The organism is Pseudomonas sp. P4_B3, assembly GCF_056402295.1.
Map to the genome: position 1 here is coordinate 80,004 of NZ_JBFUHR010000013.1, position 15,779 is coordinate 95,782.

Annotated in this window: 13 protein-coding genes and 2 pseudogenes; 2 read left to right on the forward strand and 13 right to left on the reverse strand. The window is 51.7% G+C overall.

Features of this window, described 5'->3' with window-relative positions; translation table 11 throughout:
* Positions 1–127: 127 nt before the first annotated feature.
* From AC1DWG_RS16805 to AC1DWG_RS16825, 5 genes are all read right to left on the reverse strand, one after another.
* On the reverse strand, positions 128–2,122 hold the full coding sequence (locus tag AC1DWG_RS16805) for a polysaccharide biosynthesis protein (RefSeq protein WP_477760146.1): 1,995 nt from the start codon (positions 2,120–2,122) through the stop codon (positions 128–130).
* 769 nt (positions 2,123–2,891) lie between these two features.
* The gene (locus tag AC1DWG_RS16810) at positions 2,892–3,131 is read right to left on the reverse strand and encodes a lipopolysaccharide assembly protein LapA domain-containing protein (protein WP_477759890.1); all 240 of its coding nucleotides are present in this window, start codon (positions 3,129–3,131) and stop codon (positions 2,892–2,894) included.
* A gap of 27 nt (positions 3,132–3,158) precedes the next feature.
* Positions 3,159–3,455: an integration host factor subunit beta gene (ihfB, locus tag AC1DWG_RS16815; protein ID WP_108215432.1), complete on the reverse strand. Its 297-nt coding sequence runs from the start codon at positions 3,453–3,455 to the stop codon at positions 3,159–3,161.
* 130 nt (positions 3,456–3,585) lie between these two features.
* Complete coding sequence (locus AC1DWG_RS16820) at positions 3,586–3,864, reverse strand: hypothetical protein (RefSeq protein ID WP_477764742.1); 279 nt, start codon at positions 3,862–3,864, stop codon at positions 3,586–3,588.
* A 296-nt stretch (positions 3,865–4,160) separates the two neighbouring features.
* The gene (locus AC1DWG_RS16825; protein ID WP_477756943.1) at positions 4,161–4,451 is read right to left on the reverse strand and encodes a recombinase family protein; all 291 of its coding nucleotides are present in this window, start codon (positions 4,449–4,451) and stop codon (positions 4,161–4,163) included.
* Between the two features lie 322 nt (positions 4,452–4,773).
* Here AC1DWG_RS16825 and AC1DWG_RS16830 point away from each other — a divergent pair.
* A pseudogene (locus tag AC1DWG_RS16830) lies at positions 4,774–5,064 on the forward strand (reverse transcriptase domain-containing protein); the annotation flags it as partial.
* 1,308 nt (positions 5,065–6,372) lie between these two features.
* Positions 6,373–7,737: a hypothetical protein gene (locus tag AC1DWG_RS16835; protein WP_477759891.1), complete on the forward strand. Its 1,365-nt coding sequence runs from the start codon at positions 6,373–6,375 to the stop codon at positions 7,735–7,737.
* 199 nt (positions 7,738–7,936) lie between these two features.
* On the opposite strand, the pseudogene tnpC reads toward AC1DWG_RS16835, so the two are convergent.
* The 8 genes and pseudogenes from tnpC to AC1DWG_RS16875 form a co-directional block, all read right to left on the reverse strand.
* Positions 7,937–8,626: pseudogene (gene tnpC, locus AC1DWG_RS16840) on the reverse strand (IS66 family transposase); the annotation flags it as partial.
* Complete coding sequence (tnpB, locus tag AC1DWG_RS16845) at positions 8,586–8,768, reverse strand: IS66 family insertion sequence element accessory protein TnpB (protein WP_477759892.1); 183 nt, start codon at positions 8,766–8,768, stop codon at positions 8,586–8,588. The pseudogene tnpC and the gene tnpB, both read right to left, overlap by 41 nt.
* Positions 8,769–9,017: 249 nt before the next feature.
* Entirely contained in the window at positions 9,018–9,353 is a 336-nt protein-coding gene (locus tag AC1DWG_RS16850; RefSeq protein WP_477756448.1) for a ComEA family DNA-binding protein, read from the reverse strand.
* A gap of 113 nt (positions 9,354–9,466) precedes the next feature.
* Entirely contained in the window at positions 9,467–11,461 is a 1,995-nt protein-coding gene (locus AC1DWG_RS16855; protein ID WP_477764744.1) for a polysaccharide biosynthesis protein, read from the reverse strand.
* Positions 11,462–11,562: 101 nt separating this feature from the next.
* Positions 11,563–12,588, reverse strand: a complete 1,026-nt coding sequence (locus tag AC1DWG_RS16860; RefSeq protein WP_477764745.1) for an MraY family glycosyltransferase — start codon at positions 12,586–12,588, stop codon at positions 11,563–11,565.
* Positions 12,589–12,652: 64 nt separating this feature from the next.
* Positions 12,653–13,615: a UDP-glucose 4-epimerase family protein gene (locus AC1DWG_RS16865; protein WP_477764746.1), complete on the reverse strand. Its 963-nt coding sequence runs from the start codon at positions 13,613–13,615 to the stop codon at positions 12,653–12,655.
* 19 nt (positions 13,616–13,634) lie between these two features.
* Positions 13,635–14,762: a non-hydrolyzing UDP-N-acetylglucosamine 2-epimerase gene (wecB, locus tag AC1DWG_RS16870; RefSeq protein ID WP_477756583.1), complete on the reverse strand. Its 1,128-nt coding sequence runs from the start codon at positions 14,760–14,762 to the stop codon at positions 13,635–13,637.
* Positions 14,755–15,765 carry a polysaccharide biosynthesis protein gene (locus AC1DWG_RS16875; RefSeq protein WP_223456234.1) on the reverse strand — a complete coding sequence of 337 codons (1,011 nt, stop codon included), beginning with the start codon at positions 15,763–15,765 and terminating at the stop codon, positions 14,755–14,757. Before AC1DWG_RS16875 ends, wecB begins: the two co-directional genes overlap by 8 nt.
* Positions 15,766–15,779: the final 14 nt, after the last annotated feature.

Sequence of the window (15,779 nt, forward strand, 5' to 3'; positions counted from 1 at the left end):
GTATTCGTACCAACGCCATCAAAAATATAAAAACAGCTTAAAAAATATAATACGTCTATTCAGTACGACTACTCAGCCCGCCATGGATCCAGGATTCTTTTCAGCTAAAATCCGTAATATAACCGGCTTAATGATCAAGACGCCGCTGTTCGTAAATCCAATCCACTATCTCTCCTTGAGGGGTGTATCCATGGACTGTTTCTCTCAATAATTGTCGAACGAGAGAGTAATCATTCTCATCAAGCGCCGCAAGCAGATGCGTCAGCTTGACCTTGAGGACTTCCCAGGCCAAATAATCCTCGTGAGCACTCATGATCATCGGGTGCTGAGTTGCAACTACGTTGTCACCAATCAGCAGTTCTTCGTAGAGTTTCTCTCCCGGGCGTAACCCAGTAAACTCAATGGAGATATCACCGTGCGGATTTTTTTCTGAACGAACACTTAAACCTGACAGATGAATCATTCTCTCTGCCAGCTCAACAATTTTTACCGGTTCGCCCATATCCAGCACGAAAACATCACCTCCCATCCCCATAGAGCCCGCCTGAATAACCAGTTGCGCCGCCTCTGGAATGGTCATGAAGTAACGAGTGATTTTAGGATGAGTAACCGTGAGCGGGCCACCTGATTTTATTTGTTTGTGAAATAATGGTATCACCGAGCCGGAAGAACCTAAAACGTTTCCAAAACGGACCATCGTAAATCGGGTTCGATTGACTCTAGATATGCTTGCAGTGTCACCAAATAGTACCGGTGCGGGCTCCTTGCTGAGAGCTTGAAGCGTCAGTTCGGCAAGACGCTTAGTGCTACCCATGACATTTGTAGGCCGTACAGCTTTATCCGTCGAAATCAATACAAAATTAGCCACGCCTGCCTGGATTGCAGCTTGGGCCGTATTAAGTGTACCCATTACATTATTGAGTACACCCTCGGCAATATTATGTTCGACCATCGGAACGTGTTTATAAGCCGCGGCGTGATAGACGGTCTCTACATGCCATGTTGACATCACATCTAAAATTTTAGCCTTATCACGGACCGATCCGAGGATCGGAAGAATTTTCGTAGACAACGACTCCCGAACAATTCGTTGCTCAAGCTCCGACAAAATACTATAGAGATTAAATTCACTATGCTCGAGCAATAAGAGGACCGTGGGTTGCAATGACAATATCTGCCGGCACAACTCAGAACCTATAGACCCACCAGCCCCGGTAACAAGTACGACCTGTTGTTTGATGCAATGTTCGAGTAACTCATGTTGGGCAGCAACTGCATCACGCCCCAATAAGTCGGCGATATCTACTTCTTGGATATCATCGACTTTTACGCGTCCGCTAGCCAAATCCATGAACCCGGGGACAGTGCGAACATGAAGGGGATATTCCTCCAGAAAACCAAGTATTTCTCGACGACGCCCACGAGATGTGGAGGGTATCGCTAATAAAATTTCCTGCACACCGGTAGCTTCAATCATCTCCTTGATATGCTTTGGTTTATAAACCTTAAGCCCAGAAATAACTCGACTGGCAATACTTCTATCGTCATCGATAAAGGCGACCGGACGCATGGCTCGTCCCATTCGCAAAGCTGCTACAAGCTGATTTCCGGCAGCACCAGCTCCATAAATGGCCACCTTAGGTAATCCGTTATCCCGGTTGGTGAAAGGAACATGTTGAGCTGCGGAAAACCAATCACCGAGAAAGTATTGACGCATGAACAGTCGAAGACCACCGATCATGACCAAACTTAGCCACCAATAATTAAAAATTATTGACCGCGGCACAATATTCTGATGATTACTATACCAATACACGACAACGCCAAGAATTAACGATGACAAACTTACCGCTTTGACGATCGTAATAAGGGCATCATTACCAAAATAGCGCATGACTGCGCGATACATTCCAAATTGAAAGAAAAGTGGAATTGCTACAAACTGCGCACTCAAAAAAAGCCAGAGATGCTGAGTGAGCGGGTTGACCATCTCATCGATGCCTAATCGGACAACAAATGCCATCCACAGGGCTAGCCACACCAACGCGACATCAGCAGCAACCTGGATCAGTCGTTTACTGCGGCGCGGAAGACCTAATAACAAAACCCGGAATCTTTCCATAACCCCTTCGAACGCTCCAACCACACCTATTTTTATGACGCTTAGAATGCGCTCATTCCCGTACGACTGTCATTTTACACCAGTAAGAGTCGAACATCCGGGCTTGGCCTGAATTTTTTCTTTCTCGCCCGGATGAAATACTTTTATAACTTAGATTGCGACTACCTGCTGGAATACGGTAATAGCGCGCCGCCAATGCGGCAGTGTTATCAGGATCACAAACCAGTCAGGCGCCCGACTCAACGATCACGCAGCCCCCTCTCCTTGCAAGGCCGTCATGATAGGGCAACCGGCCGTAAGATGTGATTGGACTTTACTGCATAGTGCGCAGAAGATATCTCCTCATCACTTAAACCAACCAACAAAATTGAGAAACTCTCAAATATTTATTACATGCAACCCACAGAACATCGCACCGACAATAACAAATCATCAAAACAGTGATTATTTTTACTGTTCCTGCCCCAACTCAAGCATGCTACCGCTGCCGAAAGTTAATATCTTCTTCCAGCCTTAACAACCTGCTAGTTTCTACCATCGAGCCCGTAGACTGAGCAGTACAGACACCCCAACAAATACCACACTAAAGTTATACCCCATCGACAAGCAAGGTAGGCAGACTAGCAGGCGCACTTCTCCTGCATTCTTGAGAAACCACTCTATCTACCGAAGTGAAAAAAGTTGCAGATATAACAAATCGAAAACGATGGATTACCGATACCCGGAAAACATCACTGAACCGTCAACCGAACGCTCATCTCTTTACAATTTACTTGGCTGACGTCCGCGACACCTTCCTGATCCTAAGCAATAGCCAAAACAATAGAGGCCCCAACACCATCCCTACCAACAGTGAAAGCACTACAATTACCGACACGGGCAATGCAGGCCCTGTCCACCCAAGAAACACCATCGAAATGGTTTGTTGGTTTTCCAGGACGAACACTAAGACCACTAAGATCAATAGCAACAACAAAACCGCAAGCATTACGCGTTTAATATTAGACATCAGTAACAACCCAAACTCCGTTTACTATCACGACACTTCCTCCTCATCCTCATTCACCCGATCACGCAACTCCTTGCCGGGCTTGAAATGCGGAACGAACTTGCCATCGAGGCTGACAGACTGACCGGTTTTCGGATTGCGTCCCACGCGCGGTGCGCGATAGTGCAGCGAGAAACTGCCGAAGCCACGGATCTCGATGCGATCGCCGGTGGCCAGGCATTGGGACATTTGCTCAAGCATGGTCTTGATGGCCAGCTCCACATCCTTTGATGAGAGCAGTCCTTGATGGGTGACAATTCGTTCGATCAACTCCGACTTCGTCATATTTTTCCCTTCTTTTTCAAGCAGCTAGATCAGCGCTTCAAAGGTTTTAGCACGCCCGGACGATTTTGAACAGCCCATTGCATTTACCGCATTCTCTCCCCGCATGAGCGTCCGCGCCCCGGCACCCAGCTCACCTACAGATAACCAACATGGTCCGTGTCAATAAACCCGCAGGATTGAAGCCAAAGAAGTATTCATCTTCATCCTTGGCGTCGTCGGACCTGGCCACAACCTTGTAACCTGCCCCCTTACATTCCCTGTCAGCTCGCTTTTGACACCTCTCCCACCCCGATCCCAGCCCCGAGCAATCGATCTCGACGCCACTGACCCCGTGTACCGCATGGGTCCTTGCATTAGTCGTACAACCCGCCAATGTCAGTACGGCAATCACGACAATGAGCCTTTTCATTCACATCCTTATGCCAGACGCCTCGCCTGACCGTCGTTCGCCTTCAGGCATAAGACTAGTTGCAAATAAACGACTGATCCGATTAAAGAAAAGGACAACCTGAAGCGCCTTGAGTTTCTGCAATCCTCCTCGGGAACCAATATCCTGTTCAACCCGAGTGGTAGCACAGGAGCATCAGTAGCTAATGGCTTGTCGCACAAGCTCTGGTACTGCCCCGCTTGGCGCCATGAAGCTTGCCGCGACGATGGCATGATTGAGGAATACGACCTGTACGCCGCACGCCGATAGTTCTTCCATCAGCAATGCCTGGTGGGCATATTTTCGTGACAGCCGGTCTGGGGGGACAGGACGTAGAGACGATCTACCAAGCCAAGTGCAGCGCGGTCTCTGAGCCGTTCCAATTGTGGGCGAATCAGCGTCGCGCCGCTGACGCCAGCGTCGATAAAGCGCATGTCCTCAACGACTTGGGCGCCATCAGCCACGATCCGCTCCATCAGCGCGGCAATCTGGCTTTCAATCGTGCCGCGTTTAGCCTGTTGGTCAGAGGATACCCGGGCATAGAGCGCCACCATCACAGCCTGGCTCATTGCTCACCTCGCTTGGCAGTACGATGCTTTTTCACAGGGGATCGGGATTGCGACAACTCTGAGGAAGTCCGCGTTTCTGTCGGTTTTAGCTGCTCGTAGACCCTCTCGAGCTCTTCACAAGAGAATCGATTTGGCTCAAAAGCCAGACGAATACGCCAGATCCGCGGTTTTCGGCTCATGACTGAATTCTGCCGTCAGTGGGGGCGATGACCTCAATGACGAGAACAATCTCGACGCCGGGGCATCCCGCATACCTCGCAGCAAAACTCTCCATGACAATGCACAGCCCCCATTTTATCCGAGAGTTTGCTCTATTGTTGCCGGCGCTATCTCGCCGTTGTTGTCGAACATCCTGCTCCACGAACTCGATCGTGAATTGGAGCGGCGAGGCCATCGTTTCGTGCGCTACGCCGACGATGCGAACATTTATGTGCGTAGGCGTCGTTCCGGTGAGCGAGTGATGGCCGGCGTCGAGCGGTTCTTGAGGCAGCGTCTGAAACTGACGCTGAACCGGGAAAAGAGCCGGGTAGCCGGGTCATGGATGTGTGACTACTTGGGCTACGGGATGAGCTGGCATCAACAGCCAAGGCTGAGTATCGGCTACGTTGAGATCGGTGATGTTCTGGGGCGTGGCCTGGAGTTCGACAATAGCGTCAAGAATCTCGACGGGTTCTTCACAGGCGTGGTGGAGCGTTGCTGGATCAACAGCGGCATCCACGGCACCTACATGGGCGACAGCCTCACGATCCAGCACAACACGATTACCGGTCGCAACTGCGGTATCGAGGTGATCGGCTTGTCTGGCGCTCAGCAGATGGCCATCCATGACAACAACATCACGACCAACGGCGGGGCGCTGGCGTTGATCAACGTCGAACAGCCTCAAATCACGATCAATCAGTTGGAGCACCCTGGTTACTCGTCCCGCTACACGGGCATCTACGATCCGTTCATCTATCTGTCGGGTTGCTTTAAGCCTTACCTGCATCGAAACACTATCAATCCCGACAACCGTTCTGGCGACTATGCAAACAGCGTTTTGCCGTCAAGCACCATAACTACCGATAACGGCACGACCAAGACGGTGCTGAGCGGAAACGATATGAACAAGGCGCGTTTGTATCATGTGAACAGTGGGGTGACAGGCGCGGTGGTGTACCTCGACAAGTATCAGACCTACTACAACGGAGCGGCTTTGGCCTCTTCTGGTACGGTCGTAGCGGAGGCTCTCGCAGGATGAAAATTCAGTACACACAATGGCCGCGCAGCGGGAAGATCAGCGCGAAGCTCGTCTACGCCGACGGTACCCATAAGGTCGGTCCTCCTTGCGATACGGAAAAGGTAGCTCTGGCTGCAGCCAGGAAGGCTGAAGCGGAGAAGTAGCCCAAGCGATCCTATGCCAGGGACGGCTGGTGTGTTGTCGCAGACCAGTCTCAAAGCTGATAGCATGCCGGCCTACTGACTATATGTTCGCCTAAAGGACGACTGGCAATGACTTTGGCCAAGGTAATACGCTGTGCATCACCGAAACGGATTACGTTGGCGGGGTTGGCTCTGGTTTTGATTTCTTCCTCTGCGCTGGGCTCGTCTTTGGTAGAGTAAGCAGCTGCAGCTTGGAAAACGGCAGATCAGGAAGCGAGAGATTGTAGTATCCCGGATGTGGACCTGATTGATGCGGTCCCAAAATCCGTAAGAGATCAAGAGGGATGCCTAATCAAAGTAGGCTCACGCTCTTGGAGTAAGCAAAACCAATCCGACATGTCCTGTGCGATAGCTTCTCTGGATATAGTGGGGGTCGACAGGGTATGCGTCGTGGAGCTCACCCGAGCTAAGCGAGACTCGATTGTGGCAAGCGCCAAGTAGATCCCGAGTGCCCGATACACTTGCCGGCTATCGGCTTAGCATTTCAAGGAAATCAGGAATGTATTCATCATTCGTCAATCGTGGCAGTCTCTTGCTTGCCCCTGCTTTAGCGCTGTGTTCATGGATATCTTTGAATCCGTACTTTTTATGGGGCTCCAGTAGGCATATTGCACTTGCCGGACTAACGGCTGGCGTCATTGCGGCGCTCGCGTTCATCGCTGGTGATAGGCCACGTAAAAGTGAAATGATCGGCTTTGCCATGATGGCAATTTTTATAGTCTACATAAGCTTCCTCCCGAAAACGGACGGAAGCTTTACACGTTGGTATTTCGTTCTGCCGACTATGCTAGCGCTCTTCGTATTCGAAGACAGTCGGAGAGCCGAACTTATAAAAGCATTTTCGATTATCTTCGGGTTGAGCTTGCTGCCAGGTGTTTTGGTATCGATTGGCGCCATTCTCGGGCTTCAAATCAGCTTTAATCACAGCCCGCTTCTAAACCCTGTAATGGCCGCAGCGGGGGGTTATTATCTGAATGTGCCCGGTGTGCTATTGCTTGGGAATAACGTGACGTCTCTACCATGGGGCGGAACGCTCTACCGTTTGTGTGCGGTTTATGATGAGCCGGGGATGGTGGGTACCGTTTCAGCATTTCTGCTCGCAGCCCATAGGTTCCGGATCAGGTCAACAGCCACCATCCTACTTTTCGTAGGCGGGTTGCTCTCGTTTTCTTTGGCGTTTGCAGTGCTGACAGTCGCTGGTTTTGCTGCTCGCCTGGTGCTGACCCGATCTGCCAGAACCTTGGCGCCTCTCGCTCTGAGCGTAGTTGCAGGGCTGCTTGCCGCAGGAGTCATCAAGCCAGATTCTTTCCACACAGAAACGAATGCGAAAGGCCCTGGAGTCGAAGTCACTACATCGGCGCCTAGCTTGACAGGACCATTGTCTTCTCCTCCGGAGCTAGTTGCTAGCCTCCCAGAGACGCAGGCATCGGAAGCTTCGGTAGTGAAAAACACCACTGAATTACCGGCCTCAACCTTGCGTCAGACTCAGTACATAAACAATAGATCGCTTCCTGAAATGCAGAAACTGCTCAATGACTATTGGTCTTCAGGTTTGAAGACTCTTATGTTCGGGGTAAGCTCTGACGCTAGCGTAACGTTTGGTGGAGTCTCTCAAGTGGTAACGAGAATATTCACGGACTTTGGGATCATCGGGATGATCCTTTTTGCAGGCTCTATGATTTTGCTTGCTATCGCGCTTCTGCGTAGAGCTGATTTGCCGAAATGGGCATTACTGTTTTTCGCGCTGTTCCTGTTTAGTATATATCAGCGGCCAATTGTCTGGATGCCTTACGCGTTCACGCTGTTCATTTGTTGTCCGGTATTAGCTGGAGTTAACGTGAGGAAACGAATCAGCGTTACTTAAACGTTATGACTTCATAACAGTTTCAATCTCAACATGACCCGCTACGGCGGGTTTATTGAGATGGTCAGCCTGACCGAGAAGCCCTGCAGGTTTACGCTTGCAGGGCTTTTCTCGTTTTTGGCGGAGGATCTCTCATGAACACGGTGACACTTCGTAAGCGATCCGTAAACCCCGCCAGCCATCAAGATGGATAGCGCGTTTAACTACGCGATACCGGCGAGCAGTTCCAGGGCAGTAAAGCTTCGTAATCCTCAACCGAAGAGGCCGTCGGCAGGCGCTCAAGTGCGTGGCGCAGCCACGCATAGGGCTCTTGGCCGTTGGCTTTGGCTGTCTCGACCAGGCTGTAAAGTTGAGCACTGGCCGTCGCGCCTTTGGACGTGTCGGTGAACAACCAGTTCTTCCTTCCGATCACGAAGGGCCTGATGGCGCGTTCGGCAGGGTTGTTGTCAATCGGCAAGTAGCCTTCCTCGACATACCACGCAAGTTTGTTCCAGTTGTTGGCCAGATAACTGATGGCTTTGCCCAGGGCGTTCTGAGCTGTGACCTGAGGCTGTGTCTTTTCCATCCAGTTTTTCAACTGAGCCAGCACCGGCAGGCTGTGCGCGTGACGACCGGTTTTACGCTCGCCGTCGTTGCCGGCCTGTAGATCGCGTTCGATGCCATAAAGCTTGTTGATCAGGTTCAGCGCGATGTCGGCACGTCCCGTCTTGCCTTTGGGCTGTACTTTTTGCGCTTCGACGAATTTGCGTCGTGCATGCGCCCAGCAGCCTAAACGCTCAACCCCCTCCTGCGCGCCCAGCGCGTTGTAACCGGCATAATCATCGGTCATCACGTAGCCGCGATAGCCATCAAGCAGACGCGTCGGCACCTCCTGAGCCCGGCTTGTTGAGGAAGACGAAAAGCACAGGGTCGAATACCGCGACCTTGATATCCAGTTCGACCAGCGCGGCCAGGCCATCAATGGATTTTCGAAAGTCCACGGGTTTGGGGTAAAGATAGACTTTTTCGACTTTTGCATCGGGGCGCATCATGGCGGGCTGGCTCTTGAGGGAATCGGGAGCACAGCATCCGGGATCAGCTAAGCGCTTTGAATGTGGGGTTCATGGAGCGCTTACAACGAATTAACCGCTCAGGCCACCAGGAGCGGTTTTTCACCTTGGATATAGCGTATAAGAAAAATGCCCGTATCTTGCCATACGGGCATTTTCTTTAACCGGCCAGCAGATTGCTAGGTTTTTACACAGCCTGCAATGATCGGCCTTTTTCGTTCAATTACACGCTTAGTTCAATTCGATCTTCTCGCGATTTCTGTCCAGAAGCGCTTTACCAATCCCCTTCACTTCCAGCAGTTCATCTACTGACGCAAATGGCCCATTGCTTTCACGATATGCAACAATCGCTTTGGCCTTGGCCTCGCCTATACCCGACAGTTCACGCTGCAGCGTTGCTGAATCGGCACGATTAAGATCGATTTTGCCCACTTGCCCCTTGGCGGCCACATCCAGTACCTGAGGTGTCTTGAGCACCTCGGGACTGGTCACTGGAGCAGCGAAAGTAACGACGGGAACACTGGTGAGAAGGGCAAAAACCAGAGAGTAGAAATAGCCTGTACGCATAATTGAAGCTCCATGACGGCGTTATAGAAGGCAGCTTTTTCCGAAGCTGCTCCTCAAACTTAGGCTATGTAATGGCGCTGTCAAAAATATGTACATTGCAAAATATGAAACAATCAGGGTTCCAGGCGTCGCTGCTGGTAGATCCAGTCGACGATTTCACCATCCGGGGAGTAGCCACTAACGGTGTCGCGCAACAACTGGCGAACACGCGCATAATCGTCTTGATCAACGGCGCGGAGCAATTCGCTCAGCTTGACCTTCAGCACATCCCAGGACAGGTAATCCTCGTTGGCAGTCATGATCATCGGGTGCTGAGTGGCAGCCACGTTGTCACCGATCAATAATTCCTCATAAAGTTTTTCACCCGGACGCAGGCCCGTGAACTCGATAGAGATGTCGCCATGCGGATTTTTTTCCGAACGGACGCTCAAACCAGATAAATGGATCATCTTCTCGGCGAGCTCAACAATCCTCACAGGCTCCCCCATGTCCAAAACGAAAACATCCCCGCCCTGCCCCATGGAACCCGCTTGAATAACCAGCTGCGCGGCTTCGGGAATGGTCATGAAGTATCGAGTAATCTTGGGGTGAGTGACCGTCAGTGGCCCCCCCGACTTGATCTGTTTGTGAAATAGCGGAATAACCGAACCGGACGATCCCAGAACGTTCCCAAACCGCACCATTGTGAAGCGCGTCTTGTTAACCCGAGAAACGTTGGTCGTGTCACCGAACAATACCGGTGCCATCTCTCGACTGAGCGCCTGCAGCGTCAACTCGGCAAGACGCTTGGTACTGCCCATTACATTGGTAGGCCTCACGGCCTTGTCAGTCGAAATCAATACAAAGTTGGAGACACCGGCCTGAAGTGCCGCCTGTGCTGTATTCAGTGTGCCGATCACATTGTTGAGCAGACCTTCAGCAATATTATGCTCGACCATAGGCACGTGCTTGTAAGCCGCGGCGTGATACACCGTATCCACACGCCAGGATTTCATCACATCCAGAAGTTTTTCCTGATTGCGCACAGACCCAAGAATTGGCAAAAGACGAATCGGCAATGACTCTCGTGCAATTCGCTGTTCCAGTTCGGACAAGATGCTGTAGAGATTGAACTCGCTATGCTCAAACAGCAAAAGTGTCGTGGGTCCGAGTGCCAGGATCTGACGGCAGAGTTCGGCGCCAATGGAGCCTCCAGCACCTGTAACCAGAACGGACTGCCCCTTGATGCAGTGCTCGAGCAAATCCCCCTGAGCCGGAACAGCATCGCGGCCGAGCAGGTCGGCAATGTCTACTTCCTGGATGTCGTCGACCTTGACCCTGCCACTGGCCAGATCCATGAAGCCCGGGACACTTCGAACGTGCAGAGGAAAACCTTCGAGAAAACCAAGAATCTCGCGGCGGCGACCACGGTTGGATGACGGGATGGCTAGGAGAATTTCCTGAGCGCCCGTGTTGTCGATCATTTGTTGGATATGTTTAGGCTTATATACTTGCAGCCCCGAAATAACCCTATCGGCAATACCACTATCGTCATCGATAAAGGCAACAGGTCGCATGACCCTCCCCATTCGCAAGGCGGTAACGAGTTGATTGCCGGCGGCCCCCGCACCGTAAATCGCGACTTTTGGCAAGCCATCATCCCTGCTCGTAAACGGAACATGCTGAACCGCGCTGAACCAATCACCCATAAAATACTGGCGCATGGCGAAGCGCAATCCCCCGATCATGATAAGACTCAACCACCAGTAGTTGAATATGATCGAGCGGGGAACGACGTTCTGATGGTTGCTGTACCAGTACAGCAAGACGCCCAGGATCAGGGACGATAATGTGACGGCCTTGATAATGGCAATGAGCGCATCATTTCCGAAGTACCGCATCACCGCGCGATACATGCCAAAGCGGATGAACAGGGGAATTGCCACGACAGGTGCGCTGACAAAAAGCCAAACATGCTGAGTGAGGGGGTTGACCATCTCGTCCAGCCCCAGACGTACAACAAACGCCATCCACAAGGCAAACCAGACCAGAAAAATATCAGTCAGAACCAGCAAAATTCGCTTATGTCGTCTTGGCAGACTTAATAAATGCGCCCGAATTTTATCCATAACCCCTCTAAACACCTCTCGAAGCTCCCAGCATTGATACAGCAACTACAGCTTTTGGTATCTCTTGTGGATAAGGCATTGCGTGATAGCCAGAGCAACCATCACGCATTGTTCGCGATTTCCAACTCGCCAGCGTGGAATTTGAATGCCAGCGCCACCAAAGGCACATAGGCAAGAATCAATCCTGTCGCACCATCCAGGTACTGCATGACGACCAATATAGCGACCGGCAATAACCACAACAAATTGACAGCGGCTATTACGACTGTGACCACACGATGGCTGCGGAATTTCCGTGAAGCGTACTGGTATCCATGGCTGCGATGAGCCTCATAGACCTTGTCACCACGCAACAGGCGTCGCAGCAAGGTAAAAGTGGCGTCAACAATGAATACGCCTAACAGGATAAGCCATGCCCACAAAAACACCGGTGCAGTCCATGCGGCATGCAGGGCCAACACCGCCAGCACTATGCCTAGAAAACCACTCCCGGCATCGCCCATGAAAATACGCGCTGGCGGGAAATTCCAGACAAGGAAACCGAGTACGGCCATTGTCAGCACAAACGGGGCAATGGAGAGACTCACATGACCGCCAATCCAATACACCAGACAAGCGCCGACACAGGTGCAAATCGCTTCGACACTCGCCAGACCATCAATACCATCCATAAAGTTATAGAGATTGAGCATCCAGACTAGAAAAAAAGCCCCGATGACATAACCAAACCATCCCAGACTTATTTCGTAACCGAACACATTGATCGGGGCCATGCCGCCAATCCAGAACAATGCCCAGATGGCACCAGCGAAATGCGCCAGCAGGCGCCACCGGGCAGCAATGTGTCCGTGGTCGTCAAGAAAACCTATGACTGCTATCCACCCACCGGCTCCAAGTAGAGCCAACGCCATGGGCCAGGCCATGTCATCTACCCAGACAAGCGCCGGTAACGCAATCAGAAAACTCAGGACGATGGCCACACCTCCACCACGCGGTGTCGGGACCGAATGTGAACTTCGTGAATTCGGAATATCTATCAAACTGCGTGCCAAGGCATACTTGCGCAATGCACCCGTGGCCAAAAATGAAACACCAACCACAGCAGCCAACAACCAAATTGTGTTCAAAGATCAACTTCCTGAAACAGCCAAAATCAATTTTGCAATTGAACCAGCACTGCCGTTAGCCAGCTTATCGCTGCCTGTCCTTGTAGTAGTTCGCAGCCGACACCAGAGCTTCATCGACGCTAACGGGAGGAGTCCAGCCCAGCAGCTTTCGAGTTTTGCTTATATCGACTTGCAACGACCCGCAAAGCCGTTGCGATAAAGCCTGCTTACCTAAAAGCTGCGCTCCTCGCTCAAGCAGCACACTCGGAACAGGCAACAACCGTGCAGGCTTGCCCAGCGCTTGCCCCATGCGCCTCAAGAGCTGCGTAGTGGACAGATCTTCCCCATCACTCACAAGGAAAATCTGATTCGCTGCAGCAGGGTGACGAATACAGGTCACTATTAAATCAACAAGATTGTCGAGCGCGACCAGACTGCGTCGATTATGGATAGCCCCGAATGGCAGTGGCACCCCCTTGTCCAGCCAGCGCATCATGTTCAGGAAATTGGCCCTGACACCCGGGCCGTAAACGAGCACAGGACGAATAATCACGACCTCCATCCCTGAATCGATCGCGATTTCGCGTAACCCTCGCTCGGCCTCCATCTTTGATACGCCATAGGGGTCCGCTGGCGCGGGTGGAGCATCAGCAAGATAGGGCTCATTGAGCGGCGTACCTTCACCATTCACCTTGATCGAGCTAATGAACACAAAACGTCGAACCCCTTGACCAGCCGCCTGCCGGGCAAGATTCAGTGTGCCTTCGACATTCACCTTGCGAAACGCCACCAGCGGATCGGACTCGGTGTCATTCATCACATGGACACGCGCCGCGCTGTGAATGACGACCTCCACCCGATCCAGCGCCTGCGACCAATCGGCATCACTTTCGAGCCCGGCGGTTTGAACAGTTGTAACGCGCGCCGGACAGTCGGGCAAGGCATGCCCACGAATGGCTGCCACCGGTTCCAGATCTTCAGAAGCCGCTAACCGGCCCAGTACAGCACGGCCTACGAAACCAGTGGCACCTGTCAACAAAACACGCATTTTCAAACCTCGACGCCGCTCAGGGTTTCGACCAGACAGTACGGTTGATGTAGTCGGTGTAACTCAATACGACCCGAACCACCTGCTTGGACACCGGACCCGCCTGGTAATCCCTGACCACGGGGATGACACGCTGATCACGATCATGCTGACTGGTCACCACACGTACAGCATTGAGAACGCCATCCACTTTCAGGCCACTCATAATGAGTGTCCCTTCGTCCATCCCCTCCGGACGCTCATGTGCATTACGGATGGTAATGGCAGGCAAGTTCAGCAGAGAGGCCTCTTCAGTGATGGTGCCACTATCGGACAGGACGCAAAACGCCGACATCTGCAACTTGATGTAGTCAAGCAGACCGAATGGTTTGGAAAAGCGGATCAACGGGTGATCCAACGATTCGCCTATCGCCTCCAGACGTTTGCGGGTGCGGGGGTGAGTGGACACGATGATCGGAAACTTATACTCGTCGGCCAAGGCTCGCAGTGTCTTGAGCAAATCCCGGAGGTTTTCCGGCGTATCGACGTTTTCTTCTCGGTGAGCGCTGATGATGAAGAATTTATCCTGCTCCAGCCCCTCTCGAACCAGCACGTCGGAAGTGAGAATTTTCGGCATGTAGTAGTCGAGCACTTCCTCCATATGCGAACCGGTCTTGATGATGGTTTCAGGACGAATCCCTTCAGCGATCAGATAACGCCGGGCATGCTCGGTCAGCACCATATTGATATCGCTCAGGTGATCGAGCACCTTGCGATTCAGTTCCTCGGGAACTCGCTGATCAAAACAGCGATTGCCGGCTTCCATATGGAATACGGGAATCTTGCGGCGCTTTGCGGCAATGACTGCAAGACAGGTATTGGTATCGCCATAGAGTAAAAGCGCGTCCGGCTTTTCAACTTCAAATACTTCATCCGCCTTGGAAATCACCTCGGCGATGGTCTTGGCAGCCGTATCGCCGGCGGCGCCCAGAAAGTGATCGGGCTTTCGAATTTCAAGATCGTCGAAAAAAACCTGATTCAATTCGAAGTCGTAGTTTTGGCCGGAGTGGACCAACACATGGTTGACCTGCTTATCCAGCTCAGCAATGACACGACTCATCTTGATAAGCTCTGGTCGCGTGCCGACCAGCGTCATGACCTTAAGCATCAAGTTTCTCCTGAATGTATTCCAGATTCAAAAGAACTTTCTTCACGCCTTCAACATCGAGACGCTCAGTATTATGCGAGGTGTAATCTTCAAGATCGGAAATCTCCTGCTCACCTTCAACAAAGAATTTCTTGTAGTTCAGGTCGCGATTGTCCGCCGGGATTCGATAGTAACGCCCCATGTCTTCGGCTTTGGCCATTTCTTCACGGGAAATCAGCGACTCGTAGAGTTTTTCGCCATGACGGGTGCCAATGACCTTGACGGTATTGTCACGAGAGAACAGCTCCTTGAGCGCTTGCGCCAGGTCAGCGACTGTCGAGGCAGGTGCTTTCTGAACGAAAATATCGCCTTGCTCGGCATGCTCGAAAGCGTGCAGCACCAGGTCGACAGAGTCCTCCAGCGACATCAGAAAGCGGGTCATGTTCGGATCAGTGACAGTCAGCGGCTCGTCATTTTGCAATTGGTTGATAAACAACGGGATCACTGACCCGCGCGAGGCCATGACATTGCCGTAACGAGTTGCGCAGATCACAGGTCCCGCTGCCGGAATCATCCGCGACCTGGCCACCATCAGTTTTTCAGCCATGGCCTTGGAAATACCCATGGCATTGATTGGATAAACAGCCTTGTCGGTACTTAGCACGACAACGCGCTTAACACCCGAAGCAATCGCCGCATTCAGAACGTTTTCGGTGCCGATGACATTAGTACGCACGGCTTCCATAGGGTAGAACTCGCAGGAAGGCACCTGCTTCAATGCGGCAGCGTGAAAAATGTAATCCACACCGACCATGGCCTGATCAAGGCTATCGCGATCGCGAACATCACCGATATAGAACTTCACCTTGTCGTTCGACAGGGCAATGCGCATATCTTCCTGTTTTTTTTCATCGCGGCTGAATACACGAATTTCTTTTACGTCTGTATCAAGAAAACGCTTCAACACTGTATGACCAAATGACCCTGTGCCGCCCGTGATCATCAAAATTTTATTATCAAACATAACTACCATCCAAG

What these genes read in the sequence shown, in the direction of transcription:
- AC1DWG_RS16805 (WP_477760146.1), bottom strand. Translation starts at nt 2,122, where the DNA reads ATGGAAAGATTCCGGGTTTTGTTATTAGGTCTTCCGCGCCGCAGTAAA.
- AC1DWG_RS16810 (WP_477759890.1), bottom strand. Translation starts at nt 3,131, where the DNA reads ATGTCTAATATTAAACGCGTAATGCTTGCGGTTTTGTTGTTGCTATTG.
- ihfB (WP_108215432.1), bottom strand. Translation starts at nt 3,455, where the DNA reads ATGACGAAGTCGGAGTTGATCGAACGAATTGTCACCCATCAAGGACTG.
- AC1DWG_RS16820 (WP_477764742.1), bottom strand. Translation starts at nt 3,864, where the DNA reads ATGAAAAGGCTCATTGTCGTGATTGCCGTACTGACATTGGCGGGTTGT.
- AC1DWG_RS16825 (WP_477756943.1), bottom strand. Translation starts at nt 4,451, where the DNA reads ATGAGCCAGGCTGTGATGGTGGCGCTCTATGCCCGGGTATCCTCTGAC.
- AC1DWG_RS16835 (WP_477759891.1), top strand. Translation starts at nt 6,373, where the DNA reads ATGTATTCATCATTCGTCAATCGTGGCAGTCTCTTGCTTGCCCCTGCT.
- tnpB (WP_477759892.1), bottom strand. Translation starts at nt 8,768, where the DNA reads ATGATGCGCCCCGATGCAAAAGTCGAAAAAGTCTATCTTTACCCCAAA.
- AC1DWG_RS16850 (WP_477756448.1), bottom strand. Translation starts at nt 9,353, where the DNA reads ATGCGTACAGGCTATTTCTACTCTCTGGTTTTTGCCCTTCTCACCAGT.
- AC1DWG_RS16855 (WP_477764744.1), bottom strand. Translation starts at nt 11,461, where the DNA reads ATGGATAAAATTCGGGCGCATTTATTAAGTCTGCCAAGACGACATAAG.
- AC1DWG_RS16865 (WP_477764746.1), bottom strand. Translation starts at nt 13,615, where the DNA reads ATGCGTGTTTTGTTGACAGGTGCCACTGGTTTCGTAGGCCGTGCTGTA.
- wecB (WP_477756583.1), bottom strand. Translation starts at nt 14,762, where the DNA reads ATGCTTAAGGTCATGACGCTGGTCGGCACGCGACCAGAGCTTATCAAG.
- AC1DWG_RS16875 (WP_223456234.1), bottom strand. Translation starts at nt 15,765, where the DNA reads ATGTTTGATAATAAAATTTTGATGATCACGGGCGGCACAGGGTCATTT.